22 protein-coding genes are annotated in these 25188 nt (G+C 67.2%); 16 read left to right on the top strand and 6 right to left on the bottom strand.

The window, feature by feature from the left end:
* Positions 1-99 precede the first annotated feature (99 nt).
* The 3 genes from ACEN9O_RS06080 (at position 100) to ACEN9O_RS06070 (ending at position 4340) form a co-directional block, all read left to right on the top strand.
* Entirely contained in the window at positions 100-2094 is a 1995-nt protein-coding gene (locus tag ACEN9O_RS06080; protein ID WP_495616729.1) for a hybrid sensor histidine kinase/response regulator, read from the top strand.
* A 43-nt stretch (positions 2095-2137) separates the two neighbouring features.
* Entirely contained in the window at positions 2138-2698 is a 561-nt protein-coding gene (gene pnuC / locus ACEN9O_RS06075) for a nicotinamide riboside transporter PnuC (protein ID WP_495616728.1), read from the top strand.
* 94 nt (positions 2699-2792) lie between these two features.
* Entirely contained in the window at positions 2793-4340 is a 1548-nt protein-coding gene (locus ACEN9O_RS06070; protein ID WP_495616727.1) for a methyl-accepting chemotaxis protein, read from the top strand.
* A gap of 33 nt (positions 4341-4373) precedes the next feature.
* Here ACEN9O_RS06070 and ACEN9O_RS06065 read toward each other — a convergent pair whose 3' ends face one another.
* Positions 4374-5159 (bottom strand): response regulator transcription factor, encoded by a 786-nt coding sequence (locus ACEN9O_RS06065; protein ID WP_495616726.1) that lies wholly within the window; start codon positions 5157-5159, stop codon positions 4374-4376.
* Between the two features lie 297 nt (positions 5160-5456).
* Here ACEN9O_RS06065 and ACEN9O_RS06060 point away from each other — a divergent pair, with 297 nt between their 5' ends.
* A complete protein-coding gene (locus tag ACEN9O_RS06060; RefSeq protein ID WP_495616725.1) occupies positions 5457-5948 on the top strand; it encodes a winged helix-turn-helix transcriptional regulator in 492 nt (163 codons plus the stop codon).
* Positions 5949-5955: 7 nt separating this feature from the next.
* Here ACEN9O_RS06060 and ACEN9O_RS06055 read toward each other — a convergent pair whose 3' ends face one another.
* From ACEN9O_RS06055 to ACEN9O_RS06045, 3 genes are read right to left on the bottom strand one after another with little or no spacing between them, the layout of a single operon-like run.
* A complete protein-coding gene (locus ACEN9O_RS06055) occupies positions 5956-6813 on the bottom strand; it encodes an anti-sigma factor family protein (protein ID WP_495616724.1) in 858 nt (285 codons plus the stop codon).
* The gene (locus ACEN9O_RS06050; protein ID WP_495616723.1) at positions 6810-7313 is read right to left on the bottom strand and encodes an RNA polymerase sigma factor; all 504 of its coding nucleotides are present in this window, start codon (positions 7311-7313) and stop codon (positions 6810-6812) included. The genes ACEN9O_RS06055 and ACEN9O_RS06050 overlap by 4 nt, the downstream gene beginning before the upstream one ends.
* Positions 7314-7322: 9 nt before the next feature.
* Positions 7323-7691, bottom strand: coding sequence for a COG4315 family predicted lipoprotein (locus ACEN9O_RS06045; RefSeq protein ID WP_495616722.1), 369 nt, complete (start codon positions 7689-7691; stop codon positions 7323-7325).
* A 140-nt stretch (positions 7692-7831) separates the two neighbouring features.
* Between ACEN9O_RS06045 and ACEN9O_RS06040 the strand changes: the two genes are divergently transcribed.
* Positions 7832-8353, top strand: coding sequence for a DUF4142 domain-containing protein (locus ACEN9O_RS06040; protein WP_495616721.1), 522 nt, complete (start codon positions 7832-7834; stop codon positions 8351-8353).
* 189 nt (positions 8354-8542) lie between these two features.
* Positions 8543-11395, top strand: a complete 2853-nt coding sequence (locus ACEN9O_RS06035; protein WP_495616720.1) for a GGDEF domain-containing protein — start codon at positions 8543-8545, stop codon at positions 11393-11395.
* A 77-nt stretch (positions 11396-11472) separates the two neighbouring features.
* Here the strand turns inward: ACEN9O_RS06035 and ACEN9O_RS06030 are convergent, their stop codons facing one another.
* Positions 11473-11931, bottom strand: coding sequence for an OsmC family protein (locus ACEN9O_RS06030; protein ID WP_495616719.1), 459 nt, complete (start codon positions 11929-11931; stop codon positions 11473-11475).
* An 82-nt stretch (positions 11932-12013) separates the two neighbouring features.
* Between ACEN9O_RS06030 and ACEN9O_RS06025 the strand changes: the two genes are divergently transcribed.
* The 5 genes from ACEN9O_RS06025 (at position 12014) to ACEN9O_RS06005 (ending at position 17281) form a co-directional block, all read left to right on the top strand.
* Entirely contained in the window at positions 12014-12571 is a 558-nt protein-coding gene (locus ACEN9O_RS06025; RefSeq protein WP_495616718.1) for a DNA-3-methyladenine glycosylase I, read from the top strand.
* Positions 12571-14286 carry an FAD-dependent 5-carboxymethylaminomethyl-2-thiouridine(34) oxidoreductase MnmC1 gene (gene mnmC1, locus ACEN9O_RS06020; protein WP_495618430.1) on the top strand — a complete coding sequence of 572 codons (1716 nt, stop codon included), beginning with the start codon at positions 12571-12573 and terminating at the stop codon, positions 14284-14286. Before ACEN9O_RS06025 ends, mnmC1 begins: the two co-directional genes overlap by 1 nt.
* Before the next feature lie 197 nt (positions 14287-14483).
* On the top strand, positions 14484-15209 hold the full coding sequence (locus ACEN9O_RS06015; RefSeq protein WP_495616717.1) for a sensor histidine kinase: 726 nt from the start codon (positions 14484-14486) through the stop codon (positions 15207-15209).
* Positions 15206-16933 (top strand): tetratricopeptide repeat protein, encoded by a 1728-nt coding sequence (locus tag ACEN9O_RS06010; RefSeq protein WP_495616716.1) that lies wholly within the window; start codon positions 15206-15208, stop codon positions 16931-16933. The genes ACEN9O_RS06015 and ACEN9O_RS06010 overlap by 4 nt, the downstream gene beginning before the upstream one ends.
* A 165-nt stretch (positions 16934-17098) precedes the next feature.
* On the top strand, positions 17099-17281 hold the full coding sequence (locus ACEN9O_RS06005; RefSeq protein ID WP_495616715.1) for a hypothetical protein: 183 nt from the start codon (positions 17099-17101) through the stop codon (positions 17279-17281).
* A gap of 16 nt (positions 17282-17297) precedes the next feature.
* Here the strand turns inward: ACEN9O_RS06005 and ACEN9O_RS06000 are convergent, their stop codons facing one another.
* Entirely contained in the window at positions 17298-18053 is a 756-nt protein-coding gene (locus tag ACEN9O_RS06000) for a PhaM family polyhydroxyalkanoate granule multifunctional regulatory protein (protein ID WP_495616714.1), read from the bottom strand.
* Positions 18054-18169: 116 nt separating this feature from the next.
* On the opposite strand from ACEN9O_RS06000, the gene ACEN9O_RS05995 reads away from it, so the two are divergent.
* The 5 genes from ACEN9O_RS05995 (at position 18170) to ACEN9O_RS05975 (ending at position 25180) form a co-directional block, all read left to right on the top strand.
* On the top strand, positions 18170-19333 hold the full coding sequence (locus ACEN9O_RS05995; RefSeq protein WP_495616713.1) for a DUF3108 domain-containing protein: 1164 nt from the start codon (positions 18170-18172) through the stop codon (positions 19331-19333).
* A gap of 1 nt (position 19334) precedes the next feature.
* Positions 19335-20114: a DUF3108 domain-containing protein gene (locus ACEN9O_RS05990; RefSeq protein WP_495616712.1), complete on the top strand. Its 780-nt coding sequence runs from the start codon at positions 19335-19337 to the stop codon at positions 20112-20114.
* Between the two features lie 155 nt (positions 20115-20269).
* Positions 20270-21625, top strand: a complete 1356-nt coding sequence (locus tag ACEN9O_RS05985; protein ID WP_495616711.1) for a hypothetical protein — start codon at positions 20270-20272, stop codon at positions 21623-21625.
* Positions 21618-22346 carry a hypothetical protein gene (locus tag ACEN9O_RS05980; RefSeq protein WP_116992674.1) on the top strand — a complete coding sequence of 243 codons (729 nt, stop codon included), beginning with the start codon at positions 21618-21620 and terminating at the stop codon, positions 22344-22346. The genes ACEN9O_RS05985 and ACEN9O_RS05980 overlap by 8 nt, the downstream gene beginning before the upstream one ends.
* 2 nt (positions 22347-22348) lie before the next feature.
* Positions 22349-25180, top strand: a complete 2832-nt coding sequence (locus tag ACEN9O_RS05975) for an ATP-binding protein (protein ID WP_495616710.1) — start codon at positions 22349-22351, stop codon at positions 25178-25180.
* The last annotated feature ends 8 nt before the right edge of the window (positions 25181-25188 follow it).

Here is a 25188-nt window from a genome sequence, read left to right as displayed (position 1 = left end):
AAGTCAAGGGTGGTATTGCCATGCCGGCGGCGCTCGCCCAATTGTGCGCCCCTGTCCGGCACAGTTGCTACACTTTGACTTTCTGCCTCTGGAAACTCTATGTCGGCGCAATTGTCCTCCGCCCTGTCTGCCGTTGTGTGCGAACCCGCCTGGCGTTTTATCGGCGCCGGAACGCCCATGCGCGACATGGTGCGGCGCCACGCATGGGAGCACACGCCGCTGGGCGCGGTCGCGGAATGGCCGGCCTCGCTGCGCACCGCCGTCGGCCTGGTCATGCACTCGGCGCATCCGATGTTCCTGTGGTGGGGCGAGCAGCTGGTGCAGGTGTATAACGACGCTTACGTCCCCTGTTTCGGCGAGGGCAAGCATCCGGCCGCGCTGGGCCAGGCCGGGCGCGCCTGCTGGCCGGAGATCTGGACCATCATCGGTCCGCAGATCGAGAGCGTGCGCAGCGGCGGCGAGCCGCAGTGGTACGCCGACAACCTGGTGCCGATCTGGCGCAACGGCCGCATCGAGGACGTCTACTGGAGCTATACCTACACCCCGGTGTTTGACGAGAGCGACCAGGTGGGCGGCGTACTGGTGGTGTGCACCGAGACCACCGCCCGGGTGCTGGCCGAGCGGCGCCGCCACGCGCTGGACCTGCTGGCGCGCAGCCTGCTGAACTGCCGCGACCAAGCCCAGGTGCGGGCCGGCCTTGCCGAGTGCGTGGCCGCCAATCCGGGCGATCTGCTCGGCGCCGGCCTGCGGCGCGGCGCGGCTGAGCAAGCCGCCGATGTGGCGGCCGGCATGGTGGTCATCCACGGCGCCGAGCTGCAGCTGTGCGACGACCTGACGCTGGTGTTCCAGGTGTCGCCACGCCTGCCGCTGGACCAGGCCTACCGCCAGTTCCTGGAACAGATCGCCGCCGCCGTGTGCGCCACGCTGAGCCGGATCGAGAGCGACCGCGCGCTGGCGCAGGCGATGGCCGAAAGCAAGCGCCTGAACGTCGACCTCAACCTGTCGGCGCGCATCAAGGATGAGTTCCTGGCCATGCTGGGGCACGAGCTGCGCAACCCGCTGGCGCCCATCGTCACCGCGCTCAAGCTGATGAAGCTGCGCGGCGCCGACACCGCGCACGAGCAGGCCGTGATCCAGCGCCAGGTCGACCACCTGGTGCGGCTGGTCGACGACCTGCTCGACGTCTCGCGCATCGCCAGCGGCAAGGTCGAGCTGCGCAAGGAGACCGTGCAGCTGTCCGACGTGCTCTACAAGGCGATCGACATGGCCAGCCCGCTGCTGGAGCAAAAGCAGCACCGCCTGATGGTCGAGGTGACCAGCGCGCGCTGGCATGGCGATCCGGCGCGGCTGGCGCAGGTGGTGTCCAACCTGCTCAACAACGCGGCGCGCTACACGCCGGCCGGCGGCCACATCACGCTGTGCACGCGGCTGCGCCAGCAGACCGTCGAGATCGAGGTGAAGGATGACGGCTGCGGCATCGTGCCGTCGCTGCTGCCGCATGTGTTCGACCTGTTCGTGCAGGGCCACCGCCAGCTGGACCGTGCGCGGGGTGGGCTGGGCGTCGGGCTGGCGCTGGTGCGCAACCTGGTGCAGATGCATGGCGGCGAGGTCTGCGCCGCCAGCGCCGGCGAGGGCTGCGGCAGCACCTTCACCATCACGCTGCCGGGCGGGCTGACGGAGGACGCCCCGGCGCCGCTGCCGGACGCGGCCGCGCCGCAGCCGGCCGCCGCCAGCGGCGCCAGCGTGCTGGTGGTGGATGACAACCGCGACGCCGCCGACGCGCTGGTCGAGCTGCTGGGCGTGCTGGGCTACAGCGCCTGCGCCGCCTACGATCCGGCCGAGGCCCTCGCCGCCGCCGCCGGCGCCATGCCGCAGGTGGCCATCCTCGATATCGGCCTGCCCGGCATGGACGGCTACGAGCTGGCCGGCCATCTGCGCCGGCTGCCCGGCGCCGCGCAGCTGAAGCTGGTGGCGCTGTCCGGCTACAGCCAGGAGGGCGACAAGGCGCGCAGCAGGGAGGCCGGCTTCGCGGTCCACCTGGTCAAGCCGATCGACATCGGCGTGCTGCAAGCCGTGTTACAGTTGGAGCCCTAGCGCCCCGCCGCCATCGGAACTGTACGCCGGATTGGAACCTCTGTTGATCGCTCCCCTGGAAATCGCCGCCAACGTCGTCATGACGGTCTCCATCGTCCTGGCTGGACGCAACAATGTGCACTCGTGGTGGCTGGGCGTGGTCGGCTGCGCGATGTTTGCCGCCTTGTTCTACAGCGTCAAGCTGTACGCCGACGTCGCGCTGCAACTGTTCTTCATCGTCACCTGTTTGATCGGCTGGCTGCGCTGGCTGCGCGGCGACGCCGGCAGCGCGCTGCCGATCAGCCGCGTCCGGCCGGCCGCGCTGGGCTGGATGGTCGGCATCGGCATCGTCGCCACCGCCGTCTACGGGCTGATGCTGCAAGCCTATACCAATGCCTACGCGCCGTTCATCGATTCGGCGGTGCTGATGTTCAGCATCGTGGCGCAGTTGCTGCTGATGGGGCGGCGCCTCGACACCTGGCCGTTCTGGCTGCTGGTCAACACCATCTCGGTGCCGCTGTACGCCAGCCGCGGCCTGCACCTGACCGCCTTGCTGTACGCGGCGTACTGGATCAACGCGCTGGTGTCCTGGTTCTTCTGGCAGCGCAAGATGGTCGCGCTTTAGCATCACCCGGCCTATCCCGCACCGGGATTGGGTGACATTCAGCGCCACCCGCTCTATGATGACATTTCCATATGGAATTGCCTGAGGAGATACCATGCAATGGTTTTACGACTTAAGAATTGGCAAAAAGCTGATCGTGGCGTTTGGCGTGGTGATCGCGTTGACCTGCTGCCTGGGCCTGTTCTCGCTGAGCCAATTGGCCAGGGTGAACCAGGCCTCGACCGACATCGCCACCAACTGGTTGCCGGCGGTGCGCTACCTGGGGCAGATGCAGACGTCGTTGTCGCGCTACCGCATTTCCGAAGCCACTCATATCCTGCTGGCCGAAGATGCCGAGATGACCGCCACCGACAAGTCGATGGCGACCCGGCTGGAAACATTTCACAAGCAGCAAGCCTTGTATGCGGCGCTGGTGTCGGAGCCGGACGAGAAACGCATCTACGCCGAGCTGCAAAAATCGCTGGACGATTACATGGCCAGCAGCGCCAAGCTGACGGCGCTGTCGCACGAAGGCAAGAAGGACGAGGCGCGCGCGCTGTTCCGCGGCGGCTCCAACAAGCTGTTCCGCCAGGTCAATGAGCAGCTCGACGCGCTGGTCAAGATCAACGACGCCGGCAGCGGCGCCGCCGACAAGTCGGCCACCGACACCTATGCGATGTCGCGCAAGATGATACTGGGCACCCTGCTGCTGCTGATCGTGGTCAGCATGGTGCTGGCGACGCTGGTGGCGCGCATCGTCGCCGGGCCGCTGGAAGAGGCGGTGGGCATCGCCGGCCGCGTGGCCGACGGCGACCTGACCGCCCACATCGTCAGCCACGGCAACGATGAGGCCGGCCAGCTGATGCATTCGCTCAAGGCCATGAATGACAGCCTGCTGCGGGTGGTGGGCGAGGTGCGCGGCGGCACCGACACCATCGCCACCGCCTCGGCGGAGATCGCCAGCGGCAACCTCGACCTGTCGGCCCGCACCGAGGGCCAGGCCAGCTCGCTGGAGGAGACCGCGTCGGCGATGGAGGAGCTGACCTCGACCGTCAGGCAGAACGCCGACAACGCGCGCCAGGCCAACCAGCTGGCGCAGTCGGCGTCCGGCACCGCGGCCGACGGCGGCAAGGTGGTGGGCGAGGTGATCGCCACCATGGAGTCGATCAGCGCCTCGTCGCGCAAGATCGTCGACATCATTTCCGTCATCGACGGCATCGCTTTCCAGACCAACATCCTGGCGCTGAACGCGGCGGTGGAGGCGGCCCGGGCCGGCGAGCAGGGCCGTGGTTTCGCGGTGGTGGCCAGCGAGGTGCGCAACCTGGCCCAGCGCTCGGCGGCGGCGGCCAAGGAAATCAAGGGCTTGATCGACGATTCGGTGCAGCAGGTGGACCGGGGCACGGCGCTGGTGCAGCAGGCCGGCGGCACGATGGAGCAGGTGGTGTCGAGCGTGCGCCGGGTCAGCGACGTGGTGGCTGAGATTTCCGCCGCCAGCAGCGAGCAGAGCACCGGCATCGAGGAAGTCAACAAGGCCATCGTGCGGATGGACGAGGTGACGCAGCAGAACGCTGCGCTGGTCGAGCAGGCGGCCGCGGCAGCCGGTTCGCTGCAGGTGCAGGCCGCCAACCTGGCCGCGGTGGTGGCCGTGTTCCGCCTGCGCTGAGGCGGCCGGCTCCCCGGACCAACGCCGCCGGCTTCAGCCGTGCGGCGTTTTTTTATGCTGGATCGACTGGCGGAAGGCGCTGGGGGTGATGCCCAGGCGTTCGCGGAAGGCGGTGGCGAAGTTGCCGGCGTTGTTAAAGCCGATCATCAGGGCGATGTCCTGGACGTCGATGTCGGTGTCCTTGAGCAGTTCCTCGCCGCGCCGGATGCGGGTCTCGCGGATGAAGGCGAACACCGTCATGCCGGTCTGTTCGCGGAACACATGCGACAGCTTCTCGCGGTAGGTGCCGACGCTGCGGGCGATCTCGGCCAGGCCGGGCAGGGTGGCCAGGTTGTCGGCGATCAGGCGCTTGGCGGCGTTGACGATGACCGCGTCCGGATCGGCCTCGTGCGTGGCGCCGGGCGGCGGCGCCGCGCGCGGCCGGGTGGCGCGCCGCGCCAGCTTCAGGTGGACCTGGATGCGCGCGGCCAGCTCGCCCGGCGAAAACGGCTTGGCGACGAAATCCACGCCGCCGATCGACAGGCCCATGATGCGCTCCTCGTCGGCGTCGGCGCCGCTGAGGAAAATGATGGGGATGTCCTCGGTGACCGGATTGGCCTTGAGCAGGCGGCAGGCGGTGTAGCCGTCCATATTGGGCATGCGCACGTCGAGCAGGATCAGGTCGGGATGCTGGGCCAGCGCCAGCTGGTAGCCCTGCAGCCCGTTGACGGCCACCGAGACTTTATACGGCAGCTCGCTCAGCAGATCGACCAGCATGCGCTGCTCGAACGCGGAGTCGTCCACGATCAGGATGCTGGGTTGTTTGTCGCTGGCAGTCATGGTCGACCTTTGATACCTGGTTGATAAGGTTGTCTCACGCCAGTCGCTATTATGCCTATATTTTAGAACTATTATTCAGATTTAGCCGGCGCGGCCGTTTTTTACCCTCGGCTTGCAAGACTGTTGCAAATTATGCCTATGCGCAAAATATTTTTAATAGATTTCTACGCAATCAAAACCGTGGTCTCCTGTGGCAAAAGCACATGTTTCTTGGATAGATAATAATCAAATCACCCGGCTGACGAAGGCAAAAACAAGCCGCTGTGATGTCCTAACCCTGGAACCGAGGAGTCAAAAATGAAACATACCGATTTTGGCCGTATGCCTTGCCCCATCGCCCGCAGCCTGGGCAAGGTCGGGGAGTGGTGGAGTATCCTGATCCTGCGTGATGCGTTCTACGGTCTGTCGCGTTTCGACGAATTTGAAAAAAGCCTGAAAATCGCCCCCAACATGCTGACCCGCCGCCTGGCCGGTCTGGTCGAGGGCGGCCTGATGGAGCGCCGCCAGTACAGCGCCCGTCCGCCGCGCTATGAATACGTGCTGACCAAGTCCGGCCGCGCCTTCAAGCCCGTGCTGCTGGCTTTTATCGCCTGGGGCAACGACCACCTGGCACCGGAGGGCGCCAGCCTGCTGGTGGTCAGCCGCGAGACCGGCAAGCCGGCCGACCAGGTGCTGGTCGACGCCAACAGCGGCCTGGCCATCAACGACGAGGACTATATGTTCGCGCCGGGACCGGCCGCCACCGACGTCATGCGCTCGCGCCTGATCGAAATCAGCAAGCACGCCTAGTCAGCGATCACAAAGCCGGTTCCAGCTGGGCGTAGACGGCGTTGGCCACGGTGGCCAGCGCCGCCTTGTCCAGGTTGCCGGACAGGGCATAGCCGAAGCGCCCGTCTATCCAGTAGAACACGCTGACCTGGCCTTCCTGCGCAAAGCGGAAGCCGGTTTCATCGTGATGGTGCTGTTCGGTCGACACGTACAGCGTCAGGCGCGCGCCGCCGGCGTCGCGGTACATGAATTGCGCCACCGGTCCGCTCTGGCCGGGCAGCAGCCTGCCGCCCTCCAGCGCATAACCCTGCGCCGCCAGTTGCGGCGGCTTCAATTGCGCCCCCAGCCGTTTCGACAGCCAGGCCACCAGGTGGGCCTGCTGGTCGGCGCCCACTTCGACCGGGTGCCGCACTTCCGGCGTGTACACCGCGTGCGCCAGCGCGGCCCGGCGCGGCAGCGCGGCCAGGCTGAGGCCGCCGCCTGCGTCGGCGTCCCGACGGACGCCGGCATCGTCGGCGGCGCCGTGCAGCAGCCAGCCGGCGGCACCGGCGGACACCGTCAACGCCAGCATGGCGGCCGCGCGCAGCGCCGGCGGCCAACGGTGGCCGGCGCCGGGACGGGGCAGCCAGTCGCGCCAGCCGTGGTGGCCGGCGGGCGCGGGCACGCGGGCGCTGGCGGACAGGCTGGCCAGGGCGGCCGGCAGCGGCTGCTCCAGCACCGGCCGGTACAGCGCGCGCAGCGCCGCCTCCTGGTCGCGGTAGGCTTGCAGCCGCGCCGCCACGGCCGGATGCAGCGCCAGGTGGGCGTCGACCGCGCCGCGCCGTTCGGGCGGCAGGCGGCCGTCGACCCAGGCTTGCAGTTCGGCTTCGGTAACAGGGGTATTCATTTCACGACCTTTAAGGGGGCGGGCAGGGGCTGGCCCTGCAGGATCAGGCGCAAGCCTTCCCTGGCGCGGGACAGGCGCGACATCACCGTGCCGAGCGGGATGTCGAGGGCGGCGGCCACTTCGTCGTAGCGCATCTCTTCCAGCGCCACCATCAGCAGCACCTCGCGCTGCGCCGGCGGCAGTTGCTGCAGGGCCTGGTCCATATCGCGCAGCGCCAGGCCGTCGCCGCTGGTGTCGGCCGCGGCCAGCGGCAGCTCGTCGTCGAGCGGCTCGGTGGCCAGGGCGGGGCGGCGCTGCTGGTCCACGTGCAGATTGTGCATGATGCCGAACAGCCAGGCGCGCATATCGCTGCCGCGCCGCCAGCTGGCCAGCTTGTCCCAGCCGCGTTCGACGGTGTCCTGCACCAGGTCGTCGGCGTCGGCGCGCCCGCCCAGCAGCGCCCGCGCGTAGCGGCGCAGGCGCGGGATGCAGGCGATCAGGCGCTCGTGCTCGTCTTGCATGGGCGGTGCTTAGTCCTTGACCACGTGCCAGATGTCCTTGAAGTTGTCGCCGTTGCGGTCGCCCGGCTTGGTGTCCTTCTTGAACAGGTACAGCGGCTTGCCCTTGTAGGCCAGCTGCTTGGCGCCGTCCTCGCGGGTGATGGCGGAATACGGCGCGGCCACATTGGCGGCCGGCACCACGGCCGGCCAGTTCTCGCTGCACGGACCGTTGCAGGCGCTGGTGCCGCTGCCGGCCGCGTCCTTGTCGAAGGTGTACACGGTCATGCCGGCGGCATTGACCAGGATGCCGTCCTTCTTGGCGACGGTGTCGGCGTGGGCGGCGCCGGCCAGCAGCAGCGCGGCGGCGAGGAGGGAAGAGCGGCGGGCGACAGTATTCATGGCATGGGTCCTTTACGAGTGGTGGAACGACGGACGACGGCGCGAGCCGGCGTTGTAATTGCGTATACGTAAGGTACGACCGGATTATTCCCTCGACCGTAAAATAAATTTTCCGATCGTTGAACACGGGGAGTCACCACATGAAAAAGCAACTCACCATGATCGCCGGCCTGGCTATGGCAGCCATGTCGTCATCCTACGCGCAAAACCTGAGCAAGGGCGATCAGCACATCCTGGAACAGCTGGCGCAGGCCAATATGGCGGAAGTGGCGGCCGGCAAGATCGCGCTGGAAAAGGCCAGCAAGCCGGAAGTGAAGAATTTCGCCCAGCAGATGGTGGACGACCACACCAAGGGCTTGCAGGCGGTGCAGGACGTGGCGCGCAGCAAGAACGTCACGCTGCCGACCGAGCCGGACGCCAAGCACCGCAAAATGGCCGAGCGCCTGAATGGCCTGAGCGGCGAGGCCTTCGACCGCGCTTACCTGAACAACGCCGGCCTGCACGACCATAGCGCCGCGCACAAGCTGGTCGTTCAGGCCCAGAACAAGGCCAGCGACGCCGACGTCAAGGCGCTGGCCGCCAAGTTGCAGCCGACCGTGGACCAGCACTTGCAATCCGTGCAAGCCATGACGGGCGGCAAAAACAAGACGTCGAAACAATAAGTCCCGCATTGAATAATTTCCATGAGGAACTAAAATCTCTTTGATTTCAGGGACTTAACAAGGGCCGGCGGATCGGCCCGTAAACTGTGGAATAATGCTGCAACGGCGCATACATGCGCTGAGGCAATGGCGCCTGCCGCTCCGACCGGGAGCGGGTAGCACACAGTAAAGGGAAGTTATTTGGTGAATATGTTTGCGCTCGATGAAGAGCTGGTGCACTGGCAGTCGGAATTGTCGGAAATGCACGGTTCGTCGCGCCTGCCGCTGTTGACGGTGCTTGCCTGGCATCTGCGCCAGCGCGACCCGCTACGCGCGCAAACCCTGTCCGCCGAGATCGCCCCGCTGCTGGCCACGCTGCCCGAAGCCGAGTCGGCCCTGCAGCGCGCCCGCCTGCTGCTGATCGGCGCCGAGGCGGCCTGGCTGAGCGGTCAGCTCGACACCGCCCAATACCAGGCCGAACAAGCCTTGCGGCAGCTGGAACTGGCGTCCGCCCCGCCGGCCAGGGTCCAGCGCGCACGCGCCGACGCCTGCTGGGTGCTGGCCTGGGTGTCCAACGACCGCGGCGACAGCGGCGCCGGCGACCGCTGGCTGGAGCAGGCCGCGCTGGCCGCTCGCGCTGCCGGCGACCCGGTGCGCATCGACGTCATCGACGCCGCCTCCGGCATCTGCGACACCTTCAGCGACTGGAAGCTGGCGCAGCAGCGCTGGAGCGGGCGCTTCGCCACCGACTTGGCCGACCTTGCGCCGGTCGCGGCCGGCTGGATCAGCGATTTCTTCGGCACCTGCGCCTTCCAGCGCAGCGACTACGGCCGCGCCATCGGCCACCTCATGCTGAGCTACGAAACCGCGCTGGCGACCGGGCAGGTACGCCGCGCCATCATCGTCGCCACCAACATCGGCAACGGCTTCACCAGCCTGAACGCGCACGAGGCGGCGCTGGACTGGATGCAGCGCGGCCTGGACCTGGCGCGCCCGACCGGCTGGCCGCTGAGCATCGGCATGTGCCTGATGCAGACGGCGGAAACCCTGCGCCAGCTAGGCCAGCGCGAGGCGGCGCAAGCGCTGCTGCGCGAAGCCCTGAACACGCTGGCGCCGCTGTCCGGCTCGCGCGCCTACGCGGTGGCGCTGGAATACCAGGGCGACCTGGCGCTGGACCTGGGCAACCACGCGGCCGCGCTGGACAGCTTCACCCGCCTGGCCGCGCGCGGCGACGCGCTGGGCCAGACCGACTTCCAGAGCAGCGCGCGGCGCGGCCGGGCGCACGCGCTGTCGCACCTGGCGCGCCCCGAGGAAGCGCTGGCCGCCGCGCAAGGCGCGCTGGCGCTGGCGCACGAGCATGCGGACGCCTCCAGCCAGATCGCCGCGCTTAACGTGCTGGCCGACATCCACGCGCGCCACCGGCTGCCGCCGCCGGCCGACATGCAGGCGGCCAATCCGGTGCTGCACTACCTGCAGCTGGCGCTGGAAATCGCCGCCACCATCGAAGGCTATACGGTGCCTGGCGCGCTGCTCGACGCCACCGCGCGCGAGTACGCGGCCATCGGCGATCACGCGCGCGCCTACGCGATCGCGCTGCAGGCCAGCGCCGCGCGCGACCAGACCCACAGCCAGCAGGCCACCAACCGCGCCATCGCGATGCAGGTGCAGTACCAGACCGAGCGCGCGCAGACCGAAGGCGAGCATCACCGCCAGCTGGCCGCGGCCGAGGCGCAGCGCGCCGAAGTGCTGCAGCAGACCAGCGCCACGCTGGAGCACCTGAGCGCCATCGGCCAGGAGATCACCGCGCACCTGGACGCGGCGGCGGTGTTCCGCGCGCTGGACCGCCACGTGCACGGCCTGCTCGACGCCACGCATTTCTCGGTGTTCCTGCTGGAGCCTGGCGGCGAATGGCTGTCCTGCGCCTTCGGCGTGGAGGCCGGCAATCCGGTGCCGCCGGTGCGGATGTCCTTGTCGGACCCGAACGCCAACTCGGCGCGCTGCGTGCGCGAGCGGCGCGAGATCCTGATCGAGCTGGGCGAGGCCGATGTCACGCCCAACCTGATCCCCGGCACCTTGCCGACCATGAGCCTGATCTTCGCGCCGCTGCGGGTGGGCGAGCGCGTGCTGGGCGCGATGACGGTACAGTCGCTGCATGCGCATGCCTACGGCGAGCGCGAACGGCTGATCTTCCGCACCTTGTGCGCCTACGGTGCCATCGCGCTCGACAACGCCAGCGCCTACCGCCAGGTGGCGGCGACCCTGAAGACGCTGAGCGCGACGCAGGAGCAGCTGCTGGAAAAGAACCTGGAACTGGAGCGGGCCTACAAGGCGCTGGAGGAAGTGAGCCTGACCGACCAGCTGACCGGCTTGCGCAACCGCCGCTTCTTCCTGCAGAACGTCGACGCCGATGTCGCCATGAGCCTGCGCGGCTATGACGCCGGCCAGCACCGCGAGCTGACCGAGTGCGACCTGATCGCGCCCAACGACCTGGTGTTCTTCATGGTCGACCTGGACCACTTCAAGGAAGTCAACGACCGTTACGGCCACGCGGCCGGCGATTCCATCCTGGTGCAGATGCAGGAGCGCCTGCGCGAAGTGTTCCGCGAATCGGATTATGTGATCCGCTGGGGCGGCGAGGAATTCCTGGTGCTGGCGCGCGCCACCCATCGCGACGAGGCGCACGCGGTGGCGGAGCGCATGCGCCGCGCCGTGGCCGACCGCGCTTTTGTGCTGCCGGACGGCGTGCTGTTGGCGAAGACCTGCTCGATCGGTTTTGCCTGCTTCCCCTTCCTGCCGCAGCAACCGCGTTTGCTGTCATGGTCGCAGGTGGTGGAGTTGGCCGACCAGGGTTTGTATGTGGCCAAGCGTTCCGGCCGCAATGCCTGGGCGGCCTTGTACAGCACCGCCGCCACGCGCCCGGACGGCGTGTTCCCGCGCCTGATGCAGCAGCTGGACCAGGCGGTGGCGGACGGCGAGGTGCGGCTGGTCAGCAATCTGGCCGGTCCGCTGGTGCTGGGCGGCGAACGACGCCGCGTCGGCCTGTCGAGCGACCTCGAAACCTAAGCCACCGTCGTCCCCGCGCAGGCGGGGACCCATGCTGAGCATGCGGATTATGGACTCCCGCCTGCGCGGGAGCGACGTTACGGGGCCTCGACCACCACGTCGCAATTGAGCGTATTGGCGATGTAGCACTTGTCGTGCGCCTCGTGGTGGATCGCTTCCAGCTCCTCGGCACTTGGCGGCGCGGTGCCGGCGAAAACGATCGCCGGCCGCAGCGCGATGCGCGTCATCGCCATCTTCCCCGCAGCGTTCTTGCCCAACTCACCGACGGCGTGGTCGCGATAGCTGTCGACCGTGTGGCCGCGTTTGGCGGCGATCGACAGGAAGAACAGCATATGGCAGCTGGACGCGGCGGCCACCAGCGCCTCCTCCGGATCGACGGCGGCGGCGTCCGACATCGGCAGCGGCACCGACAGCGGCGACGACGAGGCGGGCACCGTGGCGCCGCCGTCGAACTGCCATGCGTGGGCGCGGCTGTAGCGCTGCCCCAGGAAATCCTGCCCGTTGCGCGTCCATTCAATCTTTGCTTCGAATTGCATGCGATGCTCCATCGATGAGTGGGGCCTGTATGATACCCCGCTGCTTGTTATACTGTCGGCTTCTCCCCGATCCCACCGAGCCATGACCAAGACGCGCTGTAGCTGGGCCAATCCAGCCAATCCTCTCTACCTTGAATACCACGACAAGGAATGGGGCGTGCCTTGCCACGACGAGCGCCGTTTGTTCGAGATGCTGAACCTGGAGGGCGCGCAGGCGGGCCTGAGCTGGGAGACGATACTCAACAAGCGCGAGAACTACCGCGCCGCCTTCGACCAGTGGGACCCGGAAAAAATCGCCGCCTACGACGCCGACAAGGTCGCTGCGCTGCTGGCCGACGCCGGCATCGTCCGCAACCGCCTGAAGGTGGCGGCGGCGATCACCAATGCGCAGGCCTACCTGCGCCTGCGCGCCAGCGGCACCACGCTGGACCAGTGGCTGTGGGCCTACGTCGGCGGCAAGCCGCTGGTCGCCGGCAAAGGGCCGCGCCCGGCCAAGACCGAGCTGTCGGACCGCATCTCCAAGGACCTGGCCAAGCTGGGTTTCAAGTTTGTCGGCTCGACCATCATCTACGCCTACATGCAGGGCATCGGCATGGTGAACGACCACGCGCCGGACTGCTTCTGCCGGGCGCGCAAGTGATGACGCGGCGGGTGGTGCTGGACACGGAGTTCGGCCACGGCGAGCGCTTCATGGCCGCGTGCCACGCGCTGCCGCGGCAGGGCATGCTGCACTATCTGGCGGCGACCCCGCAGGCGCCATCGGCCGACACGCTGGCCGACCCGCAGCTGCGCGCCCTGTGGCCGCTGAACGTGCCGGGCTTCCATCGCATCCTGCTCGACGACGGCCGCGTCACGCTGGACCTGTTGGTCGGCGCCTTGGACGCGGTGCTGCCGCAGATCGCCGCACGGGTGGATGCCTTCCATGTTGCGCCATCGTTCCCCGCATCGCTGGCGCGCAGCCTGGCGAAGCTGGCCGTGCTGGGCGCCAGCCTGGATGCGCGGGCGCCGGACGAAGCGCTGGTCTGGGCGCTGACGGCGGCGGGCTTTGCCTGCCAGGCCGTCGACGGCACGCCGGACGTCAGCGCGGTCTACCAGAGCCGCAGGCCGCAGCCGGAAGCGCCGCCGGCGCCGGTGCGCAGGGCGATCGTGATCGGCGCCGGATTGGCCGGTTCCTCGGCCAGCCATCGCCTGTGCGCCAACGGCTGGCAGGTCACGCTGATCGAACGCCACGCGGCGCCAGCGCAGGAAGCGTCCGGCAACCTGGCCGGCATCTTCATGCCGCTGCTGTCGAAGGATGACAACATCCCCACGCGCCTGAGCCGCGCCGCCTACACCTTCGCGCTGCGCGAATGGCGCCGGCTCGGCGGGGTCGGCCAGGCATTTGAAGGCGCCAGCTGCGGCGTGCTGCAACTGGCGCGCGACGCGGAACATGCGACGGTGCAGCAGGACGTGGTCGCGGCATGGAATTATCCGCAGGAGTACGTGCGCTGGCTGGACGCCGGCGCCGCCGGAGAGCTGCTGGGTGGCCCGACTCCGCACGGCGGCTGGCTGTTCGAGCAGGGCGGCTGGGTGCGTCCTGCGTCGCTGTGTGAGGCGATGCTGGATGCCTGCGGCGAACGCCTGCATCGCGTGTTCGCGGCCGAGGCGCTGGACCTGCGACGCATGGACGGCGAGTGGCAGGTGCGCGCCGCCGACGGCACGCTGATCGCGCAGGCGCCGACCGTGGTGCTGGCCAACGGCGCCAGCGCCGTCAACATCGCGCAGGCGGCCGAGCTGCCGCTGTCGCGCCTGCGCGGGCAGGTCACGCACCTGGCCGTGCCCGACCCCGCGCAGGACGTGCACACCGCGCACGATGCGCGCGCGCCGTCGCCGCCGCAGCTGCCGCTGGTGGTCTGCCGCGAGGCCTACGTCACGCCGCCGTTCAACGGCATCGTCTGCGCCGGTGCCACCTACGACAACGACAACGACCCCGAACTGCGCGCAGCCAGCCAGCTGGAAAACCTGAGCCGCCTCGCCGAGATCGTGCCCGGCGCCAGCGTCGCCGCGCTGGCCGCCAGCGCGCCGTTGGCGGGCCGGGTCGGCTTCCGCTGCGCCGCGCCGGACCGCCTGCCGCTGGCGGGTGCGCTGCCCGACTATCCTTCTGCCGGCCGGCTCGAACGCCTGCGCGACGTGCCGCGCCATCCCGGCCTGTATGGTTTGCTGGGCTACGCCTCGCGCGGCTTGATCTGGGCGCCGCTGATGGCGGAGCTGCTGGTGGCGCAGCTGGAAAACGCGCCGCCTCCGCTGGAAGCGATGCTGGTCGACGCGCTCGATCCCGGCCGCTTCCTGCTCAAACAGCGCCGCCGCAGCCAATAGGCATGGCGGCAGGCTATAATGCAGCAGCAATCCCAACTCGCGCCTGGCGCCGTCCATGGAGAACCGAACAATGGGGCAGTTCGAAAAACCAGACAACCACGTCATTCCCGCGAAGGCGGGAATCCATACTGCATACGATGAATTGGCGTCGTATAGGTTCCCGCCTGCGCGGGAACGACGGTTTTTCGAGGTGTCAAATGGATGAAGAAGATGCGCAGCACCACCAAGGTTCGCCGGAGCTGTTCATGTTCCTGGCGTCGACTGTGCACGACATGAAGAATTCGATCGGCGTCCTCAATGGCACGCTGGAGAACCTGCTGGCGACGGCGCCCGCCACACCGCAGCAGCCGGGCTACGAGCAGCTGGGCCAGATGCTGTACCAGACCAAGCGCCTCAACGACAACCTGATCCAGCTGCTGGCGCTGTACAAGGACGTCGGCAAGCCTGGCTATCCGTTCGACCCGGCCGCCTGCCGCGTCAGCGAGTTGGTCGAGCAGGTGGCGGGGCAGGCGCGCACGCTGCTGCAGTCGCGCGGCATCACGCTCGATCTCGACTTTCCGCCGGACGCCATCTGGACCATGGACGAAGACCTGATCATCGGTGTGCTGGTCCACGCCATCAACAACGCCATCCGCTACACGCGCGACCGCCTGCGCCTGGCGATCCGGGTGGACGGCGATTACCTCGAACTGCGCGTCGAGGACAACGGCTCCGGCTTCCCGCCGTCGCTGCTGGAGGCCGGCGCCAGCGCCATGAACGCCCAGCGCAACGCGGTCAACTTCCTCAACAACAGCAGCGGCCTCGGTCTCTACTTCTCCAGCGAAGTGGCGAAGATGCACAAGTACCGCCAACGCAGCGGCGGCATCGCGCTGGAAAACGGCGGCGCCCTGGGCGGCGGCTGCTTCGTCCTGCGGCTGCCATGAGCGTCGAAGCGATGAGCGCCGCCGCCGGAGGCGATGTCGATTGGGCCGAGAAGCACTACCTGCTGGTCGACGATTTTGTCGGCATCCGCCAGCTGCTGCGCGAGTCGCTGCGCAACCTCGGCGCCAAGCATATCGACCAGGCGGCCAGCGGCGGCGAGGCCATGATGCTGCTGTCGAAGACCCGCTACGACGTGGTGCTGTGCGATTACAACCTCGGCGACGGCAAGAACGGCCAGCAGGTGCTGGAGGAAGCGCGCATCCGCAACCTGATGCTGCCCAGTAGCGTGTGGCTGATGGTCTCCGCCGAAAAAAGCGTGGAGTCGGTGATGGGCGCGGCCGAGCACCAGCCGGACGCTTACATCATCAAGCCAATCACCGAGGGCGTGCTGCTGACGCGCCTGAACCGCGTGTGGAACAAGAAGCAGATCTTCCGCGAAATCGACCAGGCCTTCGCCGACAAGGATTACCTGCGCGCGGCGCGCCTGTGCGACGAGCAGGTGGCCCACAATCCGCTGCACGAAATCGACCTGCTGCGCATGAAGGCCACGCTGCTGCTCAAGAGCGGCGAGCCGGAACAGGCGCGCAAGGTGTACGAGCATGTGCTGGAAGAACGCGACTACAACTGGGCGCGCTGCGGCCTGGCCAAGATCCTGATGAACAACGGCGAGCTCGATGCGGCGTTGACGATGTTCCAGGCCGTGATCACCGACAACCGCTTTTACATCGACGCCTTCGACCAGCTGGCCAAGACCTTCCAGTTGCAGGGCAAGACCGAGGAAGCCTTCGGCGTGCTGGAAAAGGCGGCCAAGCTGTCGCCCAATTCGGTGCCGCGCCAGCGCGCCTTGGGCCAGACCGCGCTCAAGCTGGGCAATATCCCGGTGGCGGAGAAGGCCTTCCGCAAATGCATAGAGATCGGCGAGTACTCGGTGATGAAGACGGTGGACGCCTTTTTCGGCCTGGCGCGCGTGTGCGCGCAGAAGAACGACACCAAGGAAGCCATACGCCTGCTGAACGCGGCGGTGCACCAGTTCGGCGGCGACATGGTCGAGCTGCGCGCCAAGATCACAGAGGGCCTGGTGTACCACGAGACGGGCGACTACCGGCGCGCGCGCAAATCCGGCGACGAGCTGGAAGCGATGCTGGCCGACGAATCCAAGCAGCGGCCGGACACCGAGACCTGCCTTGACATGGCGACGCTGCTGTTCGCGGTCGGCGTCAAGGAGGCGCCGGTGGGGCTGCTGTGCTACGTCACCCGCAACAACCACGACAACGTGCCGCTGCTGGAGGACGTGCAGAAGATCTTCGACAAGGCGCGCATGACCGACGAGGGCATGGAGCTGATCAAGGCCTCGCGCAAGGAAGCGGCGGACATGATGAACAAGGGCGTGCTGCTGTGGAAGACCGGCAAGCTGGTCGAGGCGGTGGAGTGGATGCGGGTGGCGCGCAAGGCGCTGCCGCACAATATGCGCATCCTGTTCAACTCCGCGCAGATCCTGATCTCGCAGCTGCAGCAGACCGGCTATGTGCGCGCGCTGGCCGACGAGGCGATCGAGGTGCTGATGCATGTCGACGCCATCGCGCCGGGACAGCAGCGCTTTGCGCAGCTGATGGAGCAGCTGGCGTTGCTGGCGCCGATGTCGGGCGTGGTGGCGGCGGCCGCCGCCAGCGAATACGTGGCGGCCAACGGCGCGATAGTGGACAAGCACGCGGATGCCCATGAGTGACGGTTGGGCGCAACAGCGGGGCCGGTGGCGGCCTTGTTTCCGGGGCAGCAAATGATTACACTGAATTTCGGCGCGGCGGGTCCGCGCCTTGATTCGCTGTCAATATTGAGGGCAAATAAAGGGCACTAAAATATGCGCGATATCGCAAAAGAAGTTTATACAAAAATGAAAGTCGGCAGCGTGGCCTGGATACGTCCGGTCGCCGCCAAGGGCGACACCGTGGACAGTTTTCAGGCCGCCCACGACAGCGCCAAACAGCTCGAAGAGGAAGGCCTGATCGATATCGAGAAGGTGCAGCGCCAGGCCGATGGCCTGATTGACGCCATCCGCATCCAGCGGCTGGCGTAATCAGCACGGCGGGCCGTCAGGCCTTGACGGCGGGCGGCTTGGCCTTGGCTGGCGCGCGCTTGCGGGCTGGCGCTTTCTTCGGCGCGGCCGCTGCCGCGCCAGTGGCTGTGCCGGCGGCGCTGCTTGCCTCCGGCTTGGCCTTGGCGGCCGGCGCCGTGGCTGCGGCGGCGAACTTGGCCGCCGTGTCGGTGGCGCGCGCGGCGGCGGTGGCCATCATCGATTCGGACGCCATGGCCGTCGACACGGCCTGCTTGAACTGATCCTGCAGCATATTCCACCAGATCGCCGGGTTGGCCATCGGCGCGGGGGCCGGCTTGTCCGTCGCTGCGGCTTCCGGCTTCGGGGCCGTCTGGGCGGGAGGCGGCGTCGGCGCCGCGGCTTTGGGTTGGTCCTTGTCCTTGTCCTTGTCGGCCTCGCGGGCGTGGTGGAAGAAGGCCGAGGCGTAAGGGTTGGCGTCGAAGATGGATTTCTGGTCCTTGCTCTGCGGCTGGTTGACCGCCGCCGCCAGGCTGGCGCCGACCGATTTAAGCGTGGCGATGGTCCCGCGCTGCACTTCCAGCGCCTGGATACTGCCGCGCAGCATGCTCATGTTGAGGTTGAGCCAGGTCTCGACGGCCTTCAGGTCGTTGATCTTCTTGTCCAGCTCTTCCACCGACAAGGTGGGAGCGGTCAGGCCGGGCACGCTCATGCTGCCCCACAGGTTTTTGACGAAATCCAGCGTATCCGTCATCACTGCTGCACCTGGTATGTTCGGCATTTGCGTATGAGCCATGGAAGTCTCCTATAGGAATAAGGTCCAGCGTAGCAGATAAAGGGCCATGCTTCAAAAGATTTTGACAACATTTCTGCTTGGGCGCGGACTCGGTCCGAACACGTTAAACTAGCGGCATGAGCTTAAGCACCCATCTATCCCGTCACCGCCGCCTGCTGATCTTGTGCGCAGCCACGCTGGCGCTGCATTATGTGGCGATCGATTGGGTGGGCGACCGCCTGGCGACGCAGTCGCACCGGCCATCGCCGCTGCCGTCGTCGCTGATGACGGCGCAACTGCGCCTGGCGCTGCCCAAGCATGTGGAAACGCCGCCCGCGGCCGAGATCCAGCCTTTGCCTCCGGCCGCCAAGCCGCCCCGTAAACGCAAGCCTGCCCCTGTGCCGGCGCCAGAGCCTGCGCCCGAACCGGCCGCGCCGCCGCCCGTGGCCGACAACGCGCCGCCGGCTGAGGCGTCCCCGCCCGCGCCTGCGGCCGACGCCGGCGCCGGCGCGCAAGCCGGCGCCGCGCAGGCGCAGACCGGCACGCCGTCGCTACCCGACACCACCGGCGCCACGCCGGTCGCCGCGGTGCCGGTGGACGCGCCGCCGCCGCAGGGCATGCGGCGCTACAAGGTCAACCTGCCGCCGTCGGCCAAACTTGACATGGACGTGGCCCGGGTCGACGCCGACGGCACCAAATGGACCGGCTCGGCCGTGATGACCTGGCAGACCGACGGCAGCAGCTACCAGGCCTCGGCCGAAGCGGGCATCAGCCTGCTGATCACGCGCCTCAACGCGCTGGTGATGCGCAGCGCCGGCACCATCGACGATTACGGCATCGCCCCGGCCAGCAGCACGCAGAAGCGCGGCCGCCGCGCCGAGACGGCCACCCATTTCAACCGCGACGCCGGCACCATCACCTTCTCGGCCAGCGAGCGCAGCTTCCCGCTGATGGTGGGCGCGCAGGACATGGCGACGGTGCCGTTCCAGCTGGGCGGCATCGGCCGCGCCGACGTCAACCAGTTCGGCAGCGATATCGAGATGCAGGTCGGCGATGAGCGCGAAGCGACCTTGTTCCGCTTCCAGCTGGTGGGCGAGGAAGAGCTGGACACCAAGATGGGCAAGGTGGTGGCCTGGCACCTGAGCCGGCCGCCGCGCCCCGGCAGCTACTCGTCGCGGCTGGACATCTGGCTGGCGCCGGGCCTGAACTGGTACCCGGTCCAGCTGCGCAACACCGAGGCAAGCGGCGCGCTGACGACGCAGACCGTCTCCAAAATCACGATGACAGAATCCGGAAAATAATATGCATACTATTTACACCAATCGCCTGCTGGCCCTGGGCACCGCCGTCCTGCTGAGCTGCGGCGTCTGCGCTGCCCACGCCGCCGGCGCCGACGCCCCGGCCGGCGAACACCCGAGCGTCAAGCGTCCGCACAGCCTGCCGCCCTCGGCCGACCTCAGCTACACCATCAAGGCCAGGCAGCACGGCTTGAGCCTCGGCGGCACCGCCACCGTGCAATGGCGCGCCGTCGACGGCAAGTACTCGGTCGCGACTGAGAGCCGCGCCGCGCTGTTTGGCAAGATCCTGGAAAACCGCAGCGAAGGCACGATCGACGAATTCGGCCTGGCGCCTGCCACCTTCTACGAAAAGCGCTTCCGCAAGGACCCCAGCACCACCACCTTCCAGCGCGACGCCAGGACCATCACCTTCAGCGAAGGCGACGAGAGCTACCCGATCAAGGGCGGCGAGCAGGATCGCACCAGCATCCAGTGGCAGCTGGCGGCGCAGGCGCGCGCCGCGCCGGACAAGTTCAAGCCGGGCAGCGAATGGAAGTATTTCGTGGCCGGCCGCCGCGACGCCGAGGTGTGGAGCTTCAAGGTGATGAAAAATGAGGCAGTGCAGATCGGCACCGGCGAGGTCAACGCCGTCCACCTGGTCAAGGCGCCGCCGCCGGACGCGCAGGGCCAGCAGGTCGACCTGTGGCTGGCACCGTCGATGGACTGGTACCCGGTGCGTGTGCGCTTCAACGACAACGACGGCGACTTCGTCGACCAGACGCTAGAAAAGGCCGTAAAAAAATAAAGCGGGGGTCAAGTCTGACATTCGGACACGAGCTCCGCTGTAGGCGTCGCCTACAGCGGAGCTCGTGTCCGAATGTCAGACTTGACCCCCGCTTTTGCCTGTTATACTGACGCCCCCGCAATCTAGTCGTTGCGATGCGTACAGAATGGCAAAGAATGATAGAAATTATAACAAGTGAGCTGGATCAGCAACAGCAGCAGGACAGCCTGCAAGCCCACTTCCAGCCGAATTTTTCGGCCGACGAGATCGAGCAGGTCTACCACCTGAAACGCGCGCAGCCGCTGCTGCAGGTGTTCACGGCGCTGTTCCACGGCGGCTTCGACGGCGTGCTGGTGCGCCTGCTGGTGCTGCGCGAGCTGGCCTCCGACGCCGCTTCGTCCACCTTCTCGCGCGCCGACATCAACACCCGCCTGGCCTACCTGCTGCCCGAGTCGCTGGAGACGGTGCTGATGCGCCTGCGCACCAACCAGCTGCTGGCCTGGGACGCGCAGCAAGCCGTCTACCGCGTCACGCCGATGGCGCGCAACGTGCTGTCGGCCATCGACGGCCTGCTCGCGCTGGGCAAGGACGAGGACAACGCCGACATGGGCTTCCTGTTGTCGCAGGTGGCCGGCGCCCAGGTGATGGGCGGCGTCACCGTCGAGCAGCTGAACCACCTGCTGGGCCGCCTGGTCGACCTGACCGAGGAATTCTCGGACGCCATCGCCTCCGGCTCCGAGTTCCGCCTGCGCGCTTCGCAGGCCAAGTGGCACACCGCCTGCGACTGGGTCGAGAAGGGCTCCGAGATCCTGCGCGCCATCCTGTCCGACGAAAACGCCGACGGCGCCACCCACAAGGCGGCGCAGGCCATCGGCCGCGCGCAATCGGCGCTGCTCAATATGCAGGGCATGTTCTCGCGCGCGCTGAACCAGATCGAACGCCAGCGCGTGCACCTGGGGCAGTCCGGCCTGTCCACCACCGACATCAAGCGCTGGCTGCTGCTGCATGAAGACCTGGCATCGCTGGCCGAAGGCGCCATCGACCAGCCGGTGGTGCCGCTGTTTATCACCCCGGCCGAGATGATCGACGTCGCCGAGACCGAGCTGCTGCAGGACCGCGCCGTCAGCGCCGTCTCCAGCGGCCTGCCCACCGGCACCGACGCCCCGACCACCATCAGCGACGGCCCGCAGATGCAGCGCGAGCTCGATGACTGGCTGGCGCGCCTGTCCGACTTCGCCGCGCTGGGTAACTTCCCCAGCATCGCCGACGAAGGTCCGAAATCGATCCCGGTGCAGGATTCGCTGCTGCCGGCGACGTTCGCCGTGGCCTCGTACCGCGCCTCGCTGCTGCCGCTGCTGGGCGACGCCGACGAGGCCCGCCTGCAAGGCGCCACCGCCGAACTGGCGCGCCTGCCGGTGAAGTTTGCCCCGACCGATGAAATGATACAGCTGCCCGATTTGCACGTGGCGGCGATGTCCCTGGCCTCCCTCTCACTGTCTTTGAATACGGAAGGCGACAAGTCAGATGAATGACGATTCCCAAATCCTGATCGCGCGCCTGCTGACGCATCAAACCCTGCGTCGCGACGACAAACTGGTCAAGCGCGTGCTGTCGGACGAGTTGTTCCGCGCCGAAGTGGACGCGCGCCTGCTGGCCACCGGCCTCAAACTGCTGGACAACGTCTATGCCGACCACGTGACGATCGCGCTGCACCGCGCCATCGAGCCGAAGATCTTCGGCGCCCGCGACGTCTGGCAAAACAATAACTTCGGCTTGTCGCGCGATGGCGTGGCGCTGCTGGTGGTGCTGTGGGCGCAGATCATCCTGCCCAAGCGCGAACGCCAGGAGACCCACCAGCACGCGGACGACGACCAGAACGATATGTTCGGCGTGGAGAAGCCGTTGCCGCGCGCGGAAGACACCTCGATCGGCATCGCCTACAAGGCGCTGCTGGCCGACTTCGGCGACAAGCTGGGCAAGAAGACCCGCCTGGACATGAACCTCGGCATCCTGGCCAAGCTGGGCTTCATCGAGCGCCGCGGCGACATCATCGTCGAAGGCCCGCTGCTGGACCTGATGATGGATACCGACCAGCTGAAAGAGCGCATCATCAACGGCGCGCTGGCCGACGTGTTCAAGCGCTCGCCGGCGCAGATCATCCCGGTGCCGCGCAGCGCGCCGCCGATCGCCGCCAACGACGAGGAGGTGGCTGAAGATGCCGCCCCCGACTCCGAACTTCCAGCCGAGGACTAAACGTGTTTCACATTAAATCATTAGAACTGGTCCACTGGGATTACTGGCAGCGCATCAAGAACATCCCGCTGGACGCCAAGATCATCACCATCGCGGGCCAGAACGGCTCCGGCAAGACCACCTTGCTGGACGCCCTGCGCACGCTGTTCGGCCTCGATTGCTCGATGGGCCGCACCTACAAGCACTATGCCCGCCACAGCGGCCAGCAGACCGCCTGGCTGCGCGCCGTGGTGGACAACAAGAACGTCGGCAAGCAGCTGTCCAACCGTCCGTTCCGCAGCTCCGGCTTCTTCAGCGACGACGAGGTCACGCTGTTCTGCCAGATCCAGAAGAACGGCGGCGACTGGAAGCGCCAGTATCTTATGCGTCCCGGTAACGTGCAGATCGAAGACATCGGCGAAGCCGGCAACGACTGGCTCGGCGTCGAGAACTACCGCAAGCGCCTCGCCAACGCCGGCCTGTCGCCGGCGATGGCGAAAGTGCTGGCGCTGGAGCAGGGCGAAACCGACAAGCTGTGCGAATACGCGCCGCGCCAGTTGCTGGACCTGGTGTTCCAGGTCTTCGGCGACAAGGAAGTGCTGGACGCCTACGACGAAGCCAAGCGCCACCAGCGCGATACCGAAGTCGAACTGAAACGCTTCGAGAGCGAGCTGGAAGCCTCCAAGACCAACCTGGAGGGCCTGCGCCTGCGCGTGGCCAACTACCACCAGTGGGAAGACCTGAACAAGGAACGCCGCAATCTGCAGGAAGAAGTGCTGCCGACGCTGGAGTACCACGAGGCGCGCGAGAAGCACGCCAACATCAGCCGCCAGCTGCGCGATGCCCGCAAGCCGCTAATGCAGGCCGACCAGCAGCTGACCGACAAGCGCAACGCGCTGGCCGCCCAGGCCAAGGCGCTCTCCGACGCGCAGCAGCACGAGACGGTGCTGGAGCAGGAGTCGACCGCGCTGCAAAGCCGCCTGAATCAGATCAACGGCAAACTCAAGCCGCTCGACAGCCTGCTGGAACAGAAGGCCCGCCTGCAGAAGCTGGCCGCCGACGCCGGCGCGGACCTGGCCGAAGTGGCGCAGCAGCTGCAGGAAAAAGAAATCGAACTGGCGCGCCAGCGCATGGCGCGCGACGCCGTCGCCGCCAAGATCGCCGGCGAGCTGTCGACCATCGCCGCCCTGCAGGGCAAGACCGCGATGCCGGAACCGGAAGCGCAGCGCACCATGCGCCGCGCGCTGAACGACGCCGGCATCGGCCACGCCATGCTGTCCGATATCGTCGAGGTGACGGATGCGCGCTGGCAGGGCGCGATCGAAGGCGTGCTGGGTGGCTATGCCTCCGTGGTGCTGCTGGATAAATCGTCCGACGCTTCGGCCGCGTACCGCCTGGCGGAGAAGGAGCGCTATCGCCACTTCATCGTGCCGGACCTGGTGCATGCGCCGACGGTCAAGGACGACTCGCTGATGTCGGTGGTGAAGTTCTCGGCCAAGGTGCCTTCGTGGCTGGTGGAGCAGCTCTCGCGCATCACCCGCGTGGACACCGTGGACGCCGGCGCCAAGCTGGGTAGCCACGACGAGTGGATCACGCCGGACGCCTACCATCGCGAACGCCGCGGCGGACGCTCGCTGTTCGTGGAAGCTTCGCGCTACCGCTTCGGTTCCGCCGGCCGCACCCAGCGTATGGAAGCGATTCAGAAGTCGCTGCCGGCGCTGGAGGCGCAGGAAGATGGACTGACCTTGATCGTGTCCAGGCTGGCGACCGAAATCAGCTCGCTGAAATCGCGCCTGGCCGGCGTGGACGCCGCCAAGGAACTGGCCGCGCGCCAGGAGGAGTTCGACGAGGCGGCACGCAACGCCGTGCCGCTGAAGGAAGAGCGCACCGAAGTCGGCACCCGCCTGGGCGAACTGCAAACGCTGATCAAGAACGCCGTCGTCACGCGCACCCGCGCCGACACGACGTGGCAGAACGCGCGCTTTGCCTTGTCCGAATCGGAAGCCGGTCTGCGCCTGAACAACAAGCGCCAGATCGAGCAGCGCGCCGACCACGCGCGCGCCTTGCTCACGCTGCGCAAGAACTGGCGTCACCTGCCGAAGAGCTGGCGCCGTCCGGCGCGCCGCGCGGCGCTGGTCAGCGAGCACCAGAACTCGCACCAGGTGGTGTTGCGCGTGCACTCGCTGGAGGCCAGCCTGGCCCGCAGCGATTGGGAACTGGACGCCACCGTGATCGACCAGTACCAGCGCCTGAACGAGCAGCTGCACGGCCGCCAGTCGGAAACCGAGGAGCGCCGCTACCAGAACAACCGCGCCATCGAGGCCACCGGCAACGCGCGCGGCGCCTACATGGAGCGGCTGCGCTACACCATCAAGACCTACTCCAAGAACATCAAGGAGCTGGGCGAGCTGGCGGGTATCGAGGTGCATTCCGATCCGGTGCGGCTGGAGAACGACGATACGCTGCTGTCGCAGGCGGGCCTGCACGTGCGCTTCAAGTTCGACGGCAAGGGCATCATCGGCATGAACGACGGCGAAGCGTCCGGCGGCCAGCAGGTGATGAAATCGCTGGTGCTGCTGATTGGTCTGCTGAAGTCGGAAGATGGTTCCGGCGGCTTCGTGTTCATCGACGAACCGTTTGCCCACCTGGATATTCGTAACATCCAGCTGGTCGGCGAGTTCCTGAAGAACACCGAGGCGCAGTACCTGATGACGACGCCGCTGACGCACAATACCGACGTCTACGATCCTTCGGAGCTGACGCTCATCACGAGCAAAAAGAAGAAGGACACGGAGTGGGCGCAGCCGATCTTTGTGCTGCAGCGCCGTCCGGCCGAAGCGGCCAAGGTGGCCTGACCCGAAGC

The sequence above is a fragment of the Duganella sp. Dugasp78 genome (genome assembly GCF_059491455.1).
Note: the sequence above shows the minus strand (reverse complement) of the source record. Positions and strands in the feature narration are given on the sequence as shown.